General features: G+C 62.2%; 14 protein-coding genes and 2 pseudogenes. 5 read left to right on the forward strand and 11 right to left on the reverse strand.

All coding sequences use genetic code 11. From position 1 onward, the window contains the following. Nucleotides 1-19: 19 nt before the first annotated feature. On the reverse strand, nucleotides 20-424 hold the full coding sequence (locus R4P57_RS15320; RefSeq protein ID WP_317803691.1) for a hypothetical protein: 405 nt from the start codon (nucleotides 422-424) through the stop codon (nucleotides 20-22). 997 nt (nucleotides 425-1421) lie between these two features. On the opposite strand from R4P57_RS15320, the gene R4P57_RS15325 reads away from it, so the two are divergent. Continuing rightward, nucleotides 1422-1844, forward strand: coding sequence for a phosphate acetyltransferase (locus tag R4P57_RS15325; RefSeq protein ID WP_317803692.1), 423 nt, complete (start codon nucleotides 1422-1424; stop codon nucleotides 1842-1844). Between the two features lie 66 nt (nucleotides 1845-1910). Here the strand turns inward: R4P57_RS15325 and R4P57_RS15330 are convergent, their stop codons facing one another. Both R4P57_RS15330 and R4P57_RS15335 read right to left on the reverse strand, forming a co-directional pair. Next, entirely contained in the window at nucleotides 1911-2630 is a 720-nt protein-coding gene (locus R4P57_RS15330; RefSeq protein ID WP_317803693.1) for a potassium channel family protein, read from the reverse strand. A gap of 148 nt (nucleotides 2631-2778) precedes the next feature. Continuing rightward, a pseudogene (locus R4P57_RS15335) lies at nucleotides 2779-2877 on the reverse strand (hypothetical protein); the annotation flags it as partial. Nucleotides 2878-2929: 52 nt separating this feature from the next. On the opposite strand from R4P57_RS15335, the gene R4P57_RS15340 reads away from it, so the two are divergent. The 4 genes and pseudogenes from R4P57_RS15340 to R4P57_RS15355 all read left to right on the forward strand — a co-directional run bounded on the left by R4P57_RS15340 (nucleotide 2930) and on the right by R4P57_RS15355 (nucleotide 6150). Continuing rightward, entirely contained in the window at nucleotides 2930-3190 is a 261-nt protein-coding gene (locus R4P57_RS15340) for a hypothetical protein (protein WP_317803694.1), read from the forward strand. A 63-nt stretch (nucleotides 3191-3253) separates the two neighbouring features. Further along, a pseudogene (locus R4P57_RS15345) lies at nucleotides 3254-3394 on the forward strand (ectoine/hydroxyectoine ABC transporter ATP-binding protein EhuA); the annotation flags it as partial. 200 nt (nucleotides 3395-3594) lie between these two features. After that, on the forward strand, nucleotides 3595-5586 hold the full coding sequence (locus R4P57_RS15350; RefSeq protein WP_317803695.1) for a TerD family protein: 1992 nt from the start codon (nucleotides 3595-3597) through the stop codon (nucleotides 5584-5586). A gap of 99 nt (nucleotides 5587-5685) precedes the next feature. Further along, nucleotides 5686-6150: an SRPBCC family protein gene (locus R4P57_RS15355; RefSeq protein WP_317803696.1), complete on the forward strand. Its 465-nt coding sequence runs from the start codon at nucleotides 5686-5688 to the stop codon at nucleotides 6148-6150. A 55-nt stretch (nucleotides 6151-6205) separates the two neighbouring features. Here R4P57_RS15355 and R4P57_RS15360 read toward each other — a convergent pair whose 3' ends face one another. From R4P57_RS15360 to R4P57_RS15395, 8 genes are all read right to left on the reverse strand, one after another. After that, a complete protein-coding gene (locus R4P57_RS15360; protein ID WP_317803697.1) occupies nucleotides 6206-7132 on the reverse strand; it encodes a GGDEF domain-containing protein in 927 nt (308 codons plus the stop codon). Nucleotides 7133-7537: 405 nt separating this feature from the next. Continuing rightward, nucleotides 7538-8110 (reverse strand): hypothetical protein, encoded by a 573-nt coding sequence (locus R4P57_RS15365; protein WP_317803698.1) that lies wholly within the window; start codon nucleotides 8108-8110, stop codon nucleotides 7538-7540. Beyond that, nucleotides 8110-9957, reverse strand: coding sequence for a DEAD/DEAH box helicase (locus R4P57_RS15370; protein ID WP_317803699.1), 1848 nt, complete (start codon nucleotides 9955-9957; stop codon nucleotides 8110-8112). Before R4P57_RS15370 ends, R4P57_RS15365 begins: the two co-directional genes overlap by 1 nt. Nucleotides 9958-10111: 154 nt before the next feature. Further along, nucleotides 10112-10930 (reverse strand): Fpg/Nei family DNA glycosylase, encoded by an 819-nt coding sequence (locus tag R4P57_RS15375; protein ID WP_317803700.1) that lies wholly within the window; start codon nucleotides 10928-10930, stop codon nucleotides 10112-10114. Between the two features lie 50 nt (nucleotides 10931-10980). Beyond that, nucleotides 10981-11424: a carboxymuconolactone decarboxylase family protein gene (locus tag R4P57_RS15380; protein ID WP_317803701.1), complete on the reverse strand. Its 444-nt coding sequence runs from the start codon at nucleotides 11422-11424 to the stop codon at nucleotides 10981-10983. 81 nt (nucleotides 11425-11505) lie between these two features. Continuing rightward, entirely contained in the window at nucleotides 11506-11733 is a 228-nt protein-coding gene (locus tag R4P57_RS15385) for a hypothetical protein (RefSeq protein WP_317803702.1), read from the reverse strand. Between the two features lie 523 nt (nucleotides 11734-12256). After that, on the reverse strand, nucleotides 12257-14320 hold the full coding sequence (locus R4P57_RS15390; RefSeq protein WP_317803703.1) for an AMP-binding protein: 2064 nt from the start codon (nucleotides 14318-14320) through the stop codon (nucleotides 12257-12259). A 312-nt stretch (nucleotides 14321-14632) separates the two neighbouring features. Further along, on the reverse strand, nucleotides 14633-15967 hold the full coding sequence (locus tag R4P57_RS15395) for an NAD(P)/FAD-dependent oxidoreductase (RefSeq protein WP_317803704.1): 1335 nt from the start codon (nucleotides 15965-15967) through the stop codon (nucleotides 14633-14635). Nucleotides 15968-15989 lie beyond the last annotated feature (22 nt).

Raw genomic sequence — 15989 nt, forward strand, 5'->3', positions numbered from 1 at the left:
GGTCCGATAGTGTTCTGTATCAGTTCTTCTCGGATAGATCCCCGATCCGCGTTACGTGAGAGTTCTTGTCGTTCCACATGGCGACTCCATCGATGAGTTCCGCACGCATGAATCCGCCGTCGTCTCCCCACGGCCACGCGGTACCCGCTTCGGTCACTTCGTTCTGAACGAGGTCAGCCATCGACAGCAGCGCCAGCTCCACGTCGTCGTCGACAGAAGCGCCGAGTCCACTGCACGCAAGTCTTCCTCGGCTGCCTCCAACGACCGTGACAGCGCTGTGGAGCCACACCATGCCGCTGTCCGATTCGTATTCGGCTACCCAGTCGATGTATTCGACATCGCCGCCGTACTGGCGTACGCGTAAATCCTGGACCAGACGATCGAGCGCAACGAGCCACGCATCAGGAAGATCCGAGTGCGTCACTTGGACGCCCCGCCGGGGCCTCCAATTCGCAGTCATCACTGACTCTCGACGCTCGAACAGCTGCACAGGCCGATTATGTCAGCCGTGTCGCTGCATCGCTTCTGTTGTGCAACGTATCTGCAGGCCAGGACATGCGGCTTCGTGTGATCTAGTGGGCCCATGGCGTGGGCCATCGGCGAATCGAGGTGACTCTGCGTGGAGTGATCGGTGTTCGAGCGTGCCGAGAGAGTGTCACTACTCGGTGCAACCGAGAGTGGATCGGGACGTGCGAGCGTGTACGGAACTCGCTGGTCAGGGACTGTGCGGTAGGTGCAGGTGGGTCTATCGAAATATGGTCGATCTAGCTGGGGATCAAGGGCTCGCAGGTTCAATTCCTGTCAGCCCGACACAGTGCAGGTCGAAGGCGGTTTCGGAGAAATCCGGGGCCGTCTTCGTTCGTCTGACTGCCGCGTGACTGTGACCGGCCTGTCTGGGTGATCGTCGAACTCGTTGGATATGAACGTGCCGAGGCGTAGCGACGCGTCACGAAGTGCGAACTTCGAAAAATTTTGATGTCGGTGCCTCGTGCGAGTCTGCACGGCATGGCGATCTGCATGGCGTGTGAACTGGAAATGCTCGATTCGGTTGGTTGCACATGGCGGCCCAGTCGAATACCCAATGGGCGGAGAAAGTGTCACGACTGCGCTGCGCCGCCGGGAGCACTTCACCACCCTGGCTGTGACGGTGAGCGGTGCCGATGTGGACAGATGCTCTCGTGTGGCAGCGGATGCGCCGTGGACGAATGCGAGCGTGAAGACGGCCACGACTACGTCGATGCGAGCTGCAGGTGGTGCAATGAACCGTTCGGACAGCTCCGCGTCGTGGAAGGCCGATGACCCTGTCGGCAGACATCTTGCTGTGCGGTTGGTCAGGTTGACCCAACGAGCTGTACTGGTGTCGATATCTTTTCCGTCGGGTGCTGGTTCGAGAGATCACTGCTCTAGGGCATCATGGGTCTATGAGCGATCTCGAGTACCTCGCCACTTTGCTTGCTGCGCTCGATGGGGAGATCGCGCGGATCTCTGCCGCCGAATCGGGCTCCGACGAACAAACATCGGCCATCGACGACGCGGCCGATGCCACGTTCCGGTTGCGCGAGAAGGTCAAGGCCGGTTACCCCGGCAAGAAGGCCTATTACATCGCGGCGTCGACCGATCCGAACGGGATCAGGGTCGAGGGCATTTCTGCCCTGCACGGCAAACACGCCCACGAACTGGTGCGAGACGGTGGCTGGATGCACGCGGATTCCAGCACCGTCCTCGAAGCTCTCGATGACGATCGAATCAGTCGGTACCAAGCCATCGCGGGACGCGGTGTAGCGCAGACGTTTCGAGACTCACGTGAATACTTGGCAGCGGCAACAGGTCTCGCCGACAAGTAGACCGAAGCAGCAAAACGGCGAGGCAGCTGAACTCGCCGACGGTGACTCCTGCGGCGCAGAACGCGATCACTGTCGTTGTGTGTTCTGCGACGCGAGTTCTGTTCGTAGTGCAGCGATTTGGGAGGTAAGCTCGGCCACCTGTTGCTGAGTCGCGGACTGGTTCGCGTCGTCCTGTTCGGCGACCTTCTGGACGAGCCATGACGCAAAGGTGGCCGTCACGACACCGAGCAATGCGATGCCAGCCACCATCAGTCCGACGGCGATGAGTCGGCCAGTCGCTGTAGTGGGCGAGTAGTCCCCGTAGCCGACTGTGGTGACAGTCGTAATTGCCCACCACAAGGCGTCCGGGAAGGTCTTGATGGTCCCGGTCGGTGCGGCGCGTTCGGCGTCGAACATCGCGAGTGACGCGACAAAAATCAGCATCAGGGTTCCGGCGACGGCATAGGTGACTACCCGCCCACGGAGAGCGCCACCGATCGAGCGTTGCAGCAGGCTCACCAAGGTGAGAAGGCGGAGCAGTCGTAGCGGGCGCAGTACCGGCAGCGCGACGATCGCAAGCTCGTGTAGGTGCAGAAAAAACCAGCGCGTGCGTTGCTCCGCAAGGGTGAGTCGCACGAGGTAGTCGATCCCGAACAATGCCCAGATCCCGAGGATCGCGTACTCGGCGATGTGTGCCCCCGTGCCGGTCGGCTGGCTCAGCACAGTCCAGGTGTAGATCGCGAGGAACGTCAGAGCCGATCCGGCAAGCGGCCATTCGGTTGCTCGCTCCCACTGCCGATAGTTCATGAGCGGGGACTGTACTGCGTGTCGATCGGATCGTCCGTGGACGAGATTCACATACTGAAGGCTCCACCGAAGTCGAGTGGTGTTGCTTCGAGGTGGCGTCCGCGATTGCGATGGCGGCGTCGGATCCTGGCATCAGTGATCCCTTGCGTGGATAAAGACCATTGGTGCGCGCTGGATTCGCCGAGGTCGACTCGACGAATCTGCTTGCAGTCAGACCGAATCGGTCTACATAGTGTGAGTAGATCACCGGAAGACGCGTCTCGACTCCGGGCAGTCCGTTGGGGCATATGCCGCACGTCGTGGCTGTGCACCTGCTTCTGCGCGGTGTCGTAGCAGCAATGGTCGGAACCGATGGTGGTGATGTGTCCGGTGAACAGGTGACGCCCGAGTTCCTCGACCACCTCGGCCGAGCGCAGCGGTGGATAGCAGACAAACCGTTCCTGCTGCTCACACTCGTAGGCCGAGTCGTCGAGGATCAGATGGTGGGCGACCGATTCGGTGAACGCGACGAGCCCCCGCTTGGGGGCGTCCGCAACCAATCTGACTGCAGCCAGATTTGACGAATGCACGAAATCGACCGGTGCATTGTGTGATTCGGTGATCCGAGAATCTCTGCACCGCTCGAAATGGGCTTCGCGAAAGCGGCCGCAGACAGGGTCGTCTTCATGAGCGACGGAAAGATCGAGGAAGAGGTGCCTCCCGGCGAGTTCTTCGACAACCCCAAAATTGCTCGTACACAACAATTCTTGAGTCGCATCCTCTGACCGTCGGACACGGTGCGAATATAACCCAGAGAGGCGCTCACCTGCGCAGAGACTCCCGAGTGTCTTGATCCGGGTTGGCGGTGCCCACCTTGCGTGCAGTAGGTCGAATGAATGAATGTCGAGCGAGGACGACTCGCACTGCCTCGCGATGCATAGGGTGAGCAGCTGGAGTCCGTTTTGTCCGACAGGAGCGTGTCAGCGTGAGTTCACCCATTCTCGTCAAAGGACAGAACATTTCCCTGCCGGACGACGTGACCGAGTTGGATGTCATCGTGTCCTGGGTCGACCCGGAGCGAGATCTCGATGCGTCTGCGCTGCTGGTGAATTCGAGCGGGCACGTTCGGTCCGATGCAGACTTCGTCTTCTACAACCAGCCGGAGTCCGAGGACGCGACCGTACGCTACCGCGGGCGCAGTAGCACGGACGAAGGCAAACAGGAGCGAGTGTCGATCCATCTCGATTCTCTCGCAGCCGAAGTCGACAAGGTGGTCATCGCGGGCAGCTCCGACGATGTTCCGTTGGGTGACTTCGGGAAACTGTCGATGCAGGTGCGGGATCAAACCGGTTCGGTGCTCGGGGAGTTCCTCACCGCAGATGTGTCGTCGGAACGTGCGTTGGTGTTCGGGGAGGTGTACCGGCGAAACGGCGAGTGGAAACTACGCGCAGTCGGGCAGGGCTGGGAATCCGGATTGGGTGGTTTGGCACAGGACTTCGGTGTCGACGTGGACGACAGCGAGCTCGAAGCGTCAGTGAACGATGTGGTCGTTGTCGAGGTCGCTGACTCTCATGTGCGGGCCGTCGATACGACCGGTGAGATCGTCGACGTCTCGGTCGTCGATGTCGAACCGCCGAAACGCGGCGTTCGCACCAAGAAGCCGATTGCCAAGAAGGTCACGCCGCCTCAGTTCACCCTGGCTGGGGGAGACGGGTGGCAGACAGCTCGCCTGTTCTCCGTTTCCGGTGTCGGATCCGGTGAGGAGCAGGAGAAGAGGGCCACCTCGGCACTGATCGCGACGATGCAGGCGGTTCGTCCCTTCGCTCGCGCAATCTGCGCGCATGCGGGAGCTCCATCCGGTCCCTTCGAGGGCTACCTCGAAGTGCAGTTCGTCCAGGGCGAGGGCAAGGTCATCCCCGACGGTGTGTTCCGAGTGTCGCGCGCGGGCCAAGTGTGGACCGCGTTGCTGGAAGTGAAGACCGGGACCGGCAAGCTACAGAAAGAGCAGCTCGAGAACTACCTCGATGTTGCGAAACGACACAGGTACGAGACCGTTCTGAGTTTGTCCAACGACATACCGGCGTCCGCCGGTGAGCTCCCGGTCCAGGTGAACAAGATCAAGCTGAACAAGGTATCGCTGCGGCATATCTCGTGGTCCGAGGTGATTCACGAGGCCCGAATGTTGTTGTCTCACGGCGACCTTGCCGACTCACTGCAGGTCTGGATTCTGAGTGAATTCGTCCGGTATCTGACGCACCCGAAATCCGGCGCGACGGAGTTCGTCGACATGGGTCGGCACTGGGTGGCAGTTCGTGACTCCGTCACCGCCGGAACCCTCCGTTCGAGTGATGTCAAAGCCTTGTCGGTGGCGAACACATGGGCATCGCTGTCCAGGCACCTGGCGTTGCGGATGACCGCCGATCTCGGCGTTCTGGTTAAGCATCACCTCCCGAGGAAGTTCAGCGGAGATCCCCAGGCGCGCAACGAGTACATCGTCGAACAGCTTGTTGCCTCCGGGTGCCTCTCGGCCACGTTGCGCATCCCGGATGCCGCCGGAGATGTCACTGTCGAAGCTGATATGCGTACCAACAAGATTCAGTGCAGTACCGCTATCGACGCACCGACCGACGGGACCGCGCTTCGACGAACGTCATGGTTGCTCGAGCAACTGAAGAACGCTCCCGCCGACATCCTGGTCGAAGCCGTGTTCGCGGACGCAAGCGAAATATCGTGCGAGAACCTGGCGACCGTGCGAGCGGATGCCAAGTCGTTGACCGCAGGCCGGGTCAGCGAGTTGCAGTACTTCACGCTGACGTCACCGACCAAGATGGGCAGCAAGCGCTCGGGCTCCGCGGCCGGCTTCATCGGAAGTGTGACCGACGGTCTCGACGCCTTCTATCGCGATGTGGTGCAGCCTCTGAAGCCATGGGTCCCGTCGGCACCTGAAGCGTCATCCGTCGAGACTCTGGCCGACTGACCGCGCCATCGGAGGTTCCTCACCGGGCAGGCTGCACTGTGCATCGACTCTCGGGCGTAGCCATGATTGGGGAGCTCGTCGACTGGGCACAGAGAAGATATGACCGACAACGCAAAGCTCACAGTCGAACGGACCATCGAAGCTCCCGTCGACGCTGTTTTCGACGTCCTGTCCAATCCCGAGCGGCATCAGGCGCTCGATGGATCCGGGTTCGTACGCAGCGTGGACCACGCCGACCGGATTCAGAAGGTCGGTGAGAAGTTCACAATGAACATGCAGGGCGATCACATGGGCGGCGAGTACCAGACCGACAACCACGTGACCGGCTACATCAAGGACAAGCTGGTCGCATGGAAGACCGCACCCGCCGGCAACGAGCCGCCCGGATGGGAGTGGTTGTGGGAACTCGAATCTCAGGGTCCGAACGAGACGCTGGTCCGCCACACCTACGACTGGTCCAAGGTCACAGACAAGAAGTTGCTCGAGCAGATCAAGTTCCCGCTGGTCACCGAGGATCAGTTGAACGACACACTTGCTCGACTGGCAGTCGAAGCGACGTCCTGACGGATTGAAGTACGTCTCGTCGGGCGGGGAAGTACGGCCTGGATAACGGGAGAGGTCAGTGCCGCGATTTGTTGCGGTACATCGCTTCGTCTGCGCGTTTGATCATCTCGTCGAGGTCGGGCGCGACGGGACCAGGGGTCCACTCTGCAACACCCACGCTCGCCGAGACGTCCGCCGTCGTCAACACCGACAGGGCGTCGTTGCCCAAGGCAATTGCTTCTACCTGGTCAGCTCCTGGCAACACGACGACGAACTCGTCACCGCCGACTCGGGCGATGATGTCGTCAGGTCGGAACGCGGACGAGAGAGCGGCTGCGAGACGAATCAGTGCCGCGTCTCCCGCATCATGCCCTGACGCATCATTCACCTTCTTGAGGCCGTCGACGTCCAGGTAGAGGACGGCGACGGGCACCGACGTCTGGACAGACGACGCCAACTCGATCAGCGCGCGTCGATAGAGACCTCGGCGATTGAACAGTCCGGTCAGATCATCCCGGTGAGACAGGGAGTCTGCGCGAGCACGGGCCTCATCGACCAAGCGATACTTTTCCCACAGCAGATCGATGGTCTTGATCCGAATGTAATGGATGATCGCGATGACGAGGACCGTCCGAATCACCGATACTGCAAAGGTCTGAGCACCGACATCCGTCCCATACGCGACGGCCATCGCAATCCAAGCAACCATCGTGGTCGCGGTCAGGGCAATGACGTGGGACCGACGTTGCAGCACAGCCGCGAACGCCACGACTGCCAACACGAGTCCGAATGCTGGGTACACGTCCTGCGCACTGGCGTAGCCGAGAGCGGGACTGGTGACGAACAAGAACGCAGCTATCAGAGTTACGACGTCGGTGTTGCGGTAATACCAGGTTGCGCAGCGAGTGTGGAGCGCGCAATACGTCGCGCAGGCGATCGCGGTCACCAGCAGGGTGAAAGCTCTGGACCACCACGCGAAGTGCAGATTTTGACCTGACGTCATCCACACGGAGACGCAACCGAAAAGCACCGCGCATAATGCGCTTATCGTCGCGAGCCCTTCGACTATCACGGCATCGGACCGCACTGGATCGCCTTGATAGGCCGTCGAACGCCAGACGCGGCGGGTACGGCGCGCACGATCGAACCAGGACCGTGGCTCGGTTGTGCTCATAATCTCTACCCGCCCTCGTGAAGGGCCCTACAACCCGTGGCCCACCTTACAACGAGGACGCGCCCACCTCGATGCGAATAGCAGCCGGACTGCGCAGTTTCAGAGTTGAAGTCAATCTTCACACTGAACTTCCACGTGGCTGGGTAGGGACGCACGACGCTCGTACTTGCTCGGGTGAACAGGCTGACCTGCCACCCGACACAGCCCGGATTCACACGGTGAGAAGTTGTCCGCTCAGCCGAAGTACGATCCGGCGTCGACACTCTCGATCGGCATCCAGCGTCGAGGAAAGTCCGTTGACCCAGTTGTCGCCGACAGATCGACTCCGCGGACGGCCAATGCCGACGTCGGCATCTGATCGACGATCAGACCGATGGCGTAGGTAGCGGCCGTCACGTGGAGGCACGGGTCGATTCTTCCGGAGCAGCTGCAGGACGTTACGGTGGCGTCGGGCACTGGGGACAGTTTGCTCGCGACGAGTTCGGCGTGGACCTCGTCGGGGAGGTCACCGCTGGTTGCACCCCCGCGCGCGTGGCGGGCGAGGACGTGCAGCACCGACTTCCGCTCGGCTGCTGCGTAGCGGGGGAGGGAAATCACGGCGGTCTCGACCTTCTTGCCCGCGGACACGACGCACCGGAACTGGCCGATCTTGCTGTGGTCCACGGCTACTGAATCGTTGCGCACGAGGCTTCGTGCCCGCGGCAGCATCGGGTTCGGCCGGGTGGCGGCAATGGGTTCGACTCGCCGGACCCAGTCCTTACCCCACGGCGTCGACCCGAAGGCCGCAGGCTGCGGTGTTGTGGACATCAGCGCGACACCGCCCGCAGCGACAGCGTTTCTCGCAACGTCGAGTCGTCGAGCGCCGCCAGAGCCAACTCGTTGTTGCTCTCGGTCAAACCAGCGATCGCTTTCTTCCGGGTATGGAGTGAAGCGATGTGCTCCTCCAGTGTTCCCTCCGTCGTGAGTGCCATGACCGTCACCCTCGACTTCTGTCCGATTCGGTGAACCCGGTCGGTGGCCTGCGCTTCGACCGCAGGGTTCCACCATCGGTCGTAGTGAATCACCGTGCTGGCACGGGTGAGATTGAGGCCGTACCCCGCCGCCCTCAGACTGAGAACCATGACGGGGGATCGGTCGCTGTTCTGGAATTCGTCGACCATCTTGTCGCGCTTGTCCACGTCGAGCCCGCCGTGAAAGAACGGAATCGGGGCTCCGGTGATGCCTGCGAGATGCTCCGCCAGGATCTCTCCGGTCCGGCGGTACTGAGTGAAGATGAGCGCAGCCTCCGACGATTCGGCAAGTTCTTCGATGATCTCGGTAAGCCTGTCGAGTTTGCCGGAGCGATCGGCCAACCGGGACAAGTCGCCATTGACGAGCCCCGGGTGGTTGCAGATCAGTTTGAGCGAGGTCAGTAGTGCCAGCACTGCTGTTCCACGGCCGCGGTTGGTGCCGAAACCGGTATCGAATGCTTCGTCGACGGCCGAGTTGTACAGCGACGCTTGCTCGTTCGAAATCGGACACAGTACATCGATATGGTGCTTCGGCGGCAGATCTGCCGCAACCTCGGCCTTCGTCCGGCGGAGGACGACCGGCGCGATCGCATTCGACAATTGTGCGAGTGCGGCCGCCGAGCCTCCCTGCTCGATGGGTGCCGAGAATCGTCGGGTGAACCGAGCTCGGGTTCCGAGCAAGCCGGGATTGGTGAGATCGATCAAGGCCCAGAGTTCATCCATGCGGTTCTCGACGGGCGTTCCGGTCAGGGCGATGCGCGTGGTGGAATTCAGCCGACGCGCTGCTCGAGCAATTTTGGTCCGAGAGTTCTTCATGACGTGTGCCTCATCGAAGAACACTGTGCTCCAGGATATTTCGCTCAATTGGTCTATGTCGGTGCGCAGGGTGGGGTACCCGGTGACCGTCACCGAGCCCGCGTCGGCGCAGTGCTCCAGGGTGCGGGATGGTCCGCGGTATACGTTGACGACCAAATCGCCGTCGGAGAAGTTCTCGATTTCTCGTCGCCAGTTGCTGATCAACGACGTCGGGCACACGACCAGATAGTTGCCCTCGCCTCTCCGCGCTCCGACGATCATGTGCGAAATGGCCTGGAGCGTTTTGCCCAGCCCCATCTCGTCGGCGAGGATTCCGCCGCCTCCGACCTCCTGAACGGTCGGCATCCAGGCCGCACCGTGCACTTGATAGGGCCTGGGCGTGAAGGCCGACGCACGCTCGATCAGATGGTTCTGAATGTGCAGGCTGGCGCGGAGTGCGTCAGCGGCACCGTGTGCCGTCAATACGCTGGACCCGCCGGCGTTGGGAACCGCGTGCGCCGCAGGCGGGAGTGCATCGACGAGCGCCCGAGGAACCCCATTCACGTCGGGGTTGTGCTCGACGTGGTCCAGGATCGCCAACCATCCGCGTGCCGATGGACCTTCCGCAGAGCCGGCTGCGGTTCGGAGCTCGCCACCGTTCGCTGCCACGAGTTGCGCGTCCACAGTGCGTACGACAACGGTTCCGTCCGCGCCGGGAACCGCGAGCTCGATGGGAGTGGACTCTCCTTCAAGCGTCGCCCCCGGTGTGCTGTGCCAGACGGCGAAACAATGACGGTGCGGCAGATAGGTGACGTGTCGCGTTGTACCCGTGTCGGCGGTCGAAAGCATGCACCCTCCGGCGAAATTCGCGCCTCGGCTACGTCCGAAGCTGTCATCACCGTACGCCGTCCGGCGGCATTGTGCCGAATCCGATCGAGCTTGACAATTGTGAAAATTGCTGTCCTACAGCGCTATCGAGCACCTTCCCGCGTGATGGATCGGATCAGGATTGCTCTCGAGAACACCACCACGTGGTGCGGCCACCCACCGTTCCGCGAGCCATCGGCGCACCACATCGAGGACACGCCGCATCCGTTTTCCGGAACGGAATGATCTCCCCGGTGTGTACACCACCCTTATTTATCGCTGTTCTGATCGCACGACGCAGGACAACGCGAAGCTCGTCGAGCTCCTCCGTCGTGAGCGTCTTGGCCCGCCTGGACGGGGATTGCTCGCTCTGCCACAGCACCTCGTCGGCCAGTAGATTGCCCACTCCGGCTATTGCCGCTTGGTCGAGCAGTCGTGCCTTGAGAGGTGCACCGCTGGAGCCGATTCGGTGACGGAAGTCGTCGCGTGTGATCTCCGCGGCGTCCGGACCGAGAGCGTCGATGTCGGGTTCGAGTCGAACTCGGCCGAGGCGGCGCTTGTCGAAGAGTCGGAGCTGACCACCGTCGTCGAACGTCATGGAGAACCGCGTCCACTCCGGCTTGTCGGTCGGGCGCTCACCGACATGAGGGTCGCCACCTCCGTACTGCGACGTTCGCTCACCGTCGGGAGCGGTGACGATGACCCGTCCACCCATGCCGAGGTGAATGCCCAGGGTCGGTCCGCTCGAGCCGTCGGCCGTGACGGTGTCGCACCACATCGCCTTGCCTCGTCGACGCGCCTCGGTGAGTCTTCCGCCCGTCAGTGCACGGGCAATATCTCCTGGCATGTGTGGTCGGCACTCGAACGTGTCGGTGTCGTCGATGTCGACGATGACGCGACCGAGAGCTTTTTCGACGACCTGTCGGGCGTTTTCTACTTCGGGTAGTTCCGGCATGCATCCGGTGTACCCAATTCTTGGGCACTATGCGAGGGTGCCGTCATCAGTCATTCGACTCGTTCGTCGTCCCTTGCAGGCGTCAGTGGACCCAGTTCGGCGTCGAGCACCTTCTGCACGACGCGCATCGCCGCCAGCGCAGCAGGCGCACCGCAGTACCCGGCCGTGTGGACGACGGTTTCGGTGATCTCCGTTCGGGTGAGGCCGTTGCGGAGAGCTCCGCGCACGTGTCCTGCGAGTTCCTCGTGGGCGCGCAGCGCGATGAGAATTCCGAGGTTGAGCAGGCTGCGGCTGCGGTGATCGAGTCCGGGCCGCGTCCACACGCCGCCCCACACGGTGTCGGTGACGAAGTCTTGCAAAGCAGCGGAGTCGGTGTTCGCTGCATGGGTAAACGCCTTGTCGACGTACTCGTCACCCATCACGTTCCGACGGACCTCGAGCCCGTCCTCGAAGCGCGGTCCCCTGTTCCGATTCGTGGCCTCGTCGTCGATCATGGTGTTCCGTCTCCTTCGTCTGCGGTGTCGACAGATCATGGCAGGGGGTTTCAGCGGAATCGCAGGCGGAGGCGCACTCGGCTACGGTTCGATCTGTTCGGTGTCCGTGCGTGGATCACCGTGATCAGGTGGAGTGATCCCACGCTCGCGTGGCGCGCCCATGAAGGCCGATCCTCCGACAGCACTGTCGATTCCGTGGAAGCGTCCGCGCCGCATGCGCGAGCGAAGTATGCGTGCGATGACGACGAAGGCACCCAGAACGACGACGAAGCCGGCGACTACGCCAACCAGCGCCAACGATGTGTCCATGACAGTCTCCGATCCTCACCGTCGAAAACTCGACCGGTCGTGGTCGATTATCAGGCCTGGGACCGGCTCGGGTGATGAAACCAGGATGCACGGTCTCTGTCGATCTGCTCAGCGCAGAGAGACCGGCCCACCGTCACGGTCGTCGCGCGAAGGCTGTGGGTCGTCGGAGACTTGTTCTGCGCGAGTTGCTTCGAGGAACAGCTGAAGGAAGGAAGAATGCGCGCCTCGGTCCTGCGCCGTACTTCCGTCCCGGAGGTCTTCCGATGCCTTCGACATAGCGATTCGCTCTCCTCCCATGTCGGCGGACAACAGTCTCAGATTCTGAATAGTTAAGCAACTGAGACAGTGAATACAAAGCGCGGCACTAAGTGAACGATCGGAAGGAGGTGGCGATCGAGCAAATCCTCACGGTGTGTGGGCGTCGAGGGTGCCCAAGCTGAAACGCATCGGCAGAGGGGCTGTTCGGTTCGGCGTGATAGGCAACCAGGGTCTGGCCATCGCTGCCCGTGCCTGCGAATGAAGGTTACATCCCAGCGGCGGTAGGCGGCTCGATCAGCATCCTCTTGATCACCTTGCCGGTCGCCGTTCGGGGCAGTTCGTCGAGGAACGTGATGTCGCGGGGAACGCAGAAGCGGCTCAACCGATTCCGAATGTAGGCACGCACCATGTCCGCGTCGAGGCCGGCCGATCCGCGGCCGACGACGAATGCGGCCAAACGCTGCCCGTACTCACTGTCGGGCACACCGACGACCGCGACCTCGCCGACCTGAGGAAGATTGGCGATCGCATCCTCGACCGGGCCGGGAAAGACGTTCTCGCCTCCGGAAATGATCATCTCGTCGTCCCTGCCACAGACGAACAGCCGTCCGTTGCAGTCGATGTATCCGAGATCGCCGGTATCCATCAGAGCAGCTCCGCGGGCGGATGCCGTCGACGGAGGTTCGGCGTTGGTGTACCCGTCGAACAACATGTCGTTGCCGACGAAAATTCGGCCGAGGGTTCCCACCGGAACGGCAGTACCGTCCGCGTCGAGCACCGCGACCGTCGTACCCAGAGGAGGGCGCCCGGCGGTGGCGGGGGCCGCGCGCAGGTCTTCGGGGGTAGCGATCGTGGCCCACGAGACCTCGGTGGAACCGTAGAAGTTGTAGAGGACGTCACCGAAGACGTCCATGAATCGGCTGACGGTCGATCCGGTCAATGCCGACCCACTGCACGCGACTACTCGCAGGCTCGACGTGTCGTAGCGTGACCGGACCTCGTCTGGCAGGTCGAGTATCCGCTGCAGCATTATCGGAACTGCGATCAACGAGGTACAACGATGCGCCTCGATCGCCCGCAGGCATTCCTCCGGATCGAATCGGTCCTGGAGAATCACCGTGGCGCGCAGCGGAGTGCTGATCTGCAGTGCCGCCAGCCCCCAGCTGTGGAACATCGGTGCCGCGATCAACATCCTCTCGTTCATCCGAAGGGGCATGCGAGACAGCATGGCTGCCACTGTTCCGAAGCCCTTCGGTGTGGGACGGACCGCACCCTTCGGTGACCCGCTGGTTCCGGAGGTCAACACGACCACCGACCCGGGTCGATCCGGCCTCGTGAACGTGGCGGACGGCGCTGCGACGAAGTGTTCGAGGGTGCGCCGACGCGGAACGGCGGTATGGGACGACAGGCTCACACGGGTCACATCGTCGGGCAGATAGCGCACCATCGAGTCGAACTCGTCGTCGACGAACAGCACTCGGAGCTGGTGGCGGGCGGCGATCGTCTCGATCTGGCGGGCAGCGAGACCGGTGTTGAGAAGGACCACCTCGACTCCGAGCATGCCGCACGCGACGGTGCACTCGATCATCGCCGAGTGGTTGCGGGCCAGAATTCCGACGGTGCTTCCCGGACTGATTCCGGACGCGTCGAGACCTGCCGCGATCCGGTGCGACCGGAGGTGGATCTCCGCAAAGGTCCGCGTCCCTCGGTCGTCGATCAAGGCGATCTCGTCCGGGGACTTCGCTGCTGCGGCCGCGAAACCCCCGCCCAGGGTGAAGCCCCATTTCGCCAGCGAGTTCAGCTGCCGGTACGCGCGGTCCGGACGTGCAGCACGAATGACGCCGATTCCCACCATCGTCTTCATGATCGCCAGCGGTAGCGACCGCGAATCCCCGGTATTGGACACGATCGACGTCGAGGTTCCGGACAGGGAGTTGTCCAGTCGGCGCAGACCACCCATCACCCAATCGACCACGGCGCGGTTGTGCTCGGGTTGGGGTGAGTAGGACCCGCCGAGCCCCGCTCTGAACACGGTGACATCGATCTTCGTCTCGCCGGCCGAGCGCGCAGTGAGGGTGAATCTGATGAATCCGCCGGACTCGACATGCTCGATGGTGATGATCGGCCGGTTGCGTCTGTTCACCACCAGGTCGAGGGCGTGCTCGACACCATTGACTCCGCATCGGTAGCCGTCCGTGGATTCACGGAGCATGCAGTAGTCGAGCCCGGGGAAGTAGCGTGGGAACAACTGGACCGCGCTCAAGACCCCGCATACCTGCTCGATGTCGTGTGCGAAGACCGTGCTGCAGTCGATGACGTCCGAGACCATGCCCCACCCCCGTACCTTGCCGAGTCGACAGCAACGCCGACGAAGCACCGACCAGGGGATGGCGGCGCGCACCAGGAACGGGTCATCCGCCTGGATGAAGTCGTCATCGTAAACCCGGCGCACGGTTGTGTGGGCCAAATCGGCGGAAGTCGGTCTCGAATCGCCTTTTACTCTGAAGAGAGCGTCAGAACCGAGTGCCGAGCGACCACGCAAAGACCGTGTATGCGGCGATGGTGATCTGTGAGATGGCGATCAGATCGAGCCATAAACCACCTCGCATCAGCTGACCGATCGTGACATCGGTGCATGCTGTCAGTGCTCCGTAGGACCCCAAATGTCGCCGAACGGAACCGGACGCCCCAGAATGCGTTCTGCCGCACGATGTCCCGACTTCAACGCCGCGGTGACCGTTGCCGGATCATCGGTCCAGGTCGCCTCACCGGCAAGGTGAAGCACATCTCCGATCGGAGTGGCAAGGTCGTCGTGATCGCGCGTGCGTGAACCCACCGTCATGTACGAGTACGAACCGTACGAGAACGGATCGTCCTGCCATCGAGTGACATACACGCTGTCCGGTGTAACGACGCGGTCGCCGTACAGGCCACGCAGTGCCTCGAGAACCGAGTCCGCGATGCGTGCGTCCGACCAGTGCCGAGTCTGCTGCGCGCACGCGCCCGCTGCGAACGTCAGAAGCGTCGGACGTCCCGGTGGCATGGTCACGTCGTACCAGGAGTGCCACCAGCGCCCGGCTTCGCCCTGTTGTCGTATGGCATAGACGTTCTCGTCCCAGAACTTGCTGGGGAACTGGAGAAACACTTTCTCGAAGGCATTCATCTCCAGTCGTTCCAGTGCACCCGAAACAGGTTCCGGTAGAGGAGGCTCCACAGTGAACGCCGGAGACTTCAGTACGCCGATCGGCACCGTCACCACAGCGCGCTCGGCCGAGAACGTCCCGGACCCGGTATCGACCAGAACTCCGTCTCGACCCCAGCGGACCTGCGTCACCACGTGTTCGAGCCGGACGTCGAGTCCCTCGGCCAGGCGAAGGGACAGTTCGTCGTAACCGTCGGGGAACACGACTTCGTCGCCCTCGATGGCGTCGTCGTCCAAACCATGCACGTCGAGGAGATCTTTTCCCACCCCCAACTGTTCCTCGGCTCGATGTCCGAGAAACTCGCGAACTCGTTCGAGTCGGTCGTCGTTCCAATCCAGCTGCGTCAGAGTTGCTTCCACCGCGTCACCGAACGACTTTCCCGGGGACGACGTCGCGATCGTCGTGGCGAACAGTTCGTCGAAGTGGTGAACATCGGCGCCGAACTGTGCGGCGGCCTCATCGCTCAACCTGGCCCCGGTGGGGGAGTAGTACGCGATGGGCCTGCCGTCCGGCTGGTAGCTACCGACGGTGAATTCGACGGTCCGCATTCCGAAAGCGTGCACGGCATCGGCGAGAGGGTTGTCGTCTGTTCCGTGAATCCAGGACGCACCGACGTCGAGTGTGCTTTCGTCGGTCCGCATCGTCCACACCCGACCCCCCACACGATCTCTGGCCTCGAGAACGACGACGCGCTGACCGGCGCGATGCAGAAGTGTCGCAACGACCAAGCCGGAAATGCCCGCTCCCACCACGAGGGTATCGACGTGTGTCACCGTCACTCCTGTCTGTTGACGG

It is taken from the genome of Rhodococcus sp. IEGM 1330 (assembly GCF_033142445.1).
Lineage (GTDB): Bacteria > Actinomycetota > Actinomycetes > Mycobacteriales > Mycobacteriaceae > Rhodococcoides.

Bases quoted from the DNA above. Each gene is read 5' to 3' on its own strand.
- R4P57_RS15325 (WP_317803692.1), top strand. From the start codon at position 1,422: ATGAGCGATCTCGAGTACCTCGCCACTTTGCTTGCTGCGCTCGATGGG.
- R4P57_RS15330 (WP_317803693.1), bottom strand. From the start codon at position 2,630: ATGAACTATCGGCAGTGGGAGCGAGCAACCGAATGGCCGCTTGCCGGA.
- R4P57_RS15355 (WP_317803696.1), top strand. From the start codon at position 5,686: ATGACCGACAACGCAAAGCTCACAGTCGAACGGACCATCGAAGCTCCC.
- R4P57_RS15360 (WP_317803697.1), bottom strand. From the start codon at position 7,132: ATGACGTCAGGTCAAAATCTGCACTTCGCGTGGTGGTCCAGAGCTTTC.
- R4P57_RS15365 (WP_317803698.1), bottom strand. From the start codon at position 8,110: ATGTCCACAACACCGCAGCCTGCGGCCTTCGGGTCGACGCCGTGGGGT.
- R4P57_RS15370 (WP_317803699.1), bottom strand. From the start codon at position 9,957: ATGCTTTCGACCGCCGACACGGGTACAACGCGACACGTCACCTATCTG.
- R4P57_RS15375 (WP_317803700.1), bottom strand. From the start codon at position 10,930: ATGCCGGAACTACCCGAAGTAGAAAACGCCCGACAGGTCGTCGAAAAA.
- R4P57_RS15380 (WP_317803701.1), bottom strand. From the start codon at position 11,424: ATGATCGACGACGAGGCCACGAATCGGAACAGGGGACCGCGCTTCGAG.
- R4P57_RS15385 (WP_317803702.1), bottom strand. From the start codon at position 11,733: ATGGACACATCGTTGGCGCTGGTTGGCGTAGTCGCCGGCTTCGTCGTC.
- R4P57_RS15390 (WP_317803703.1), bottom strand. From the start codon at position 14,320: ATGGTCTCGGACGTCATCGACTGCAGCACGGTCTTCGCACACGACATC.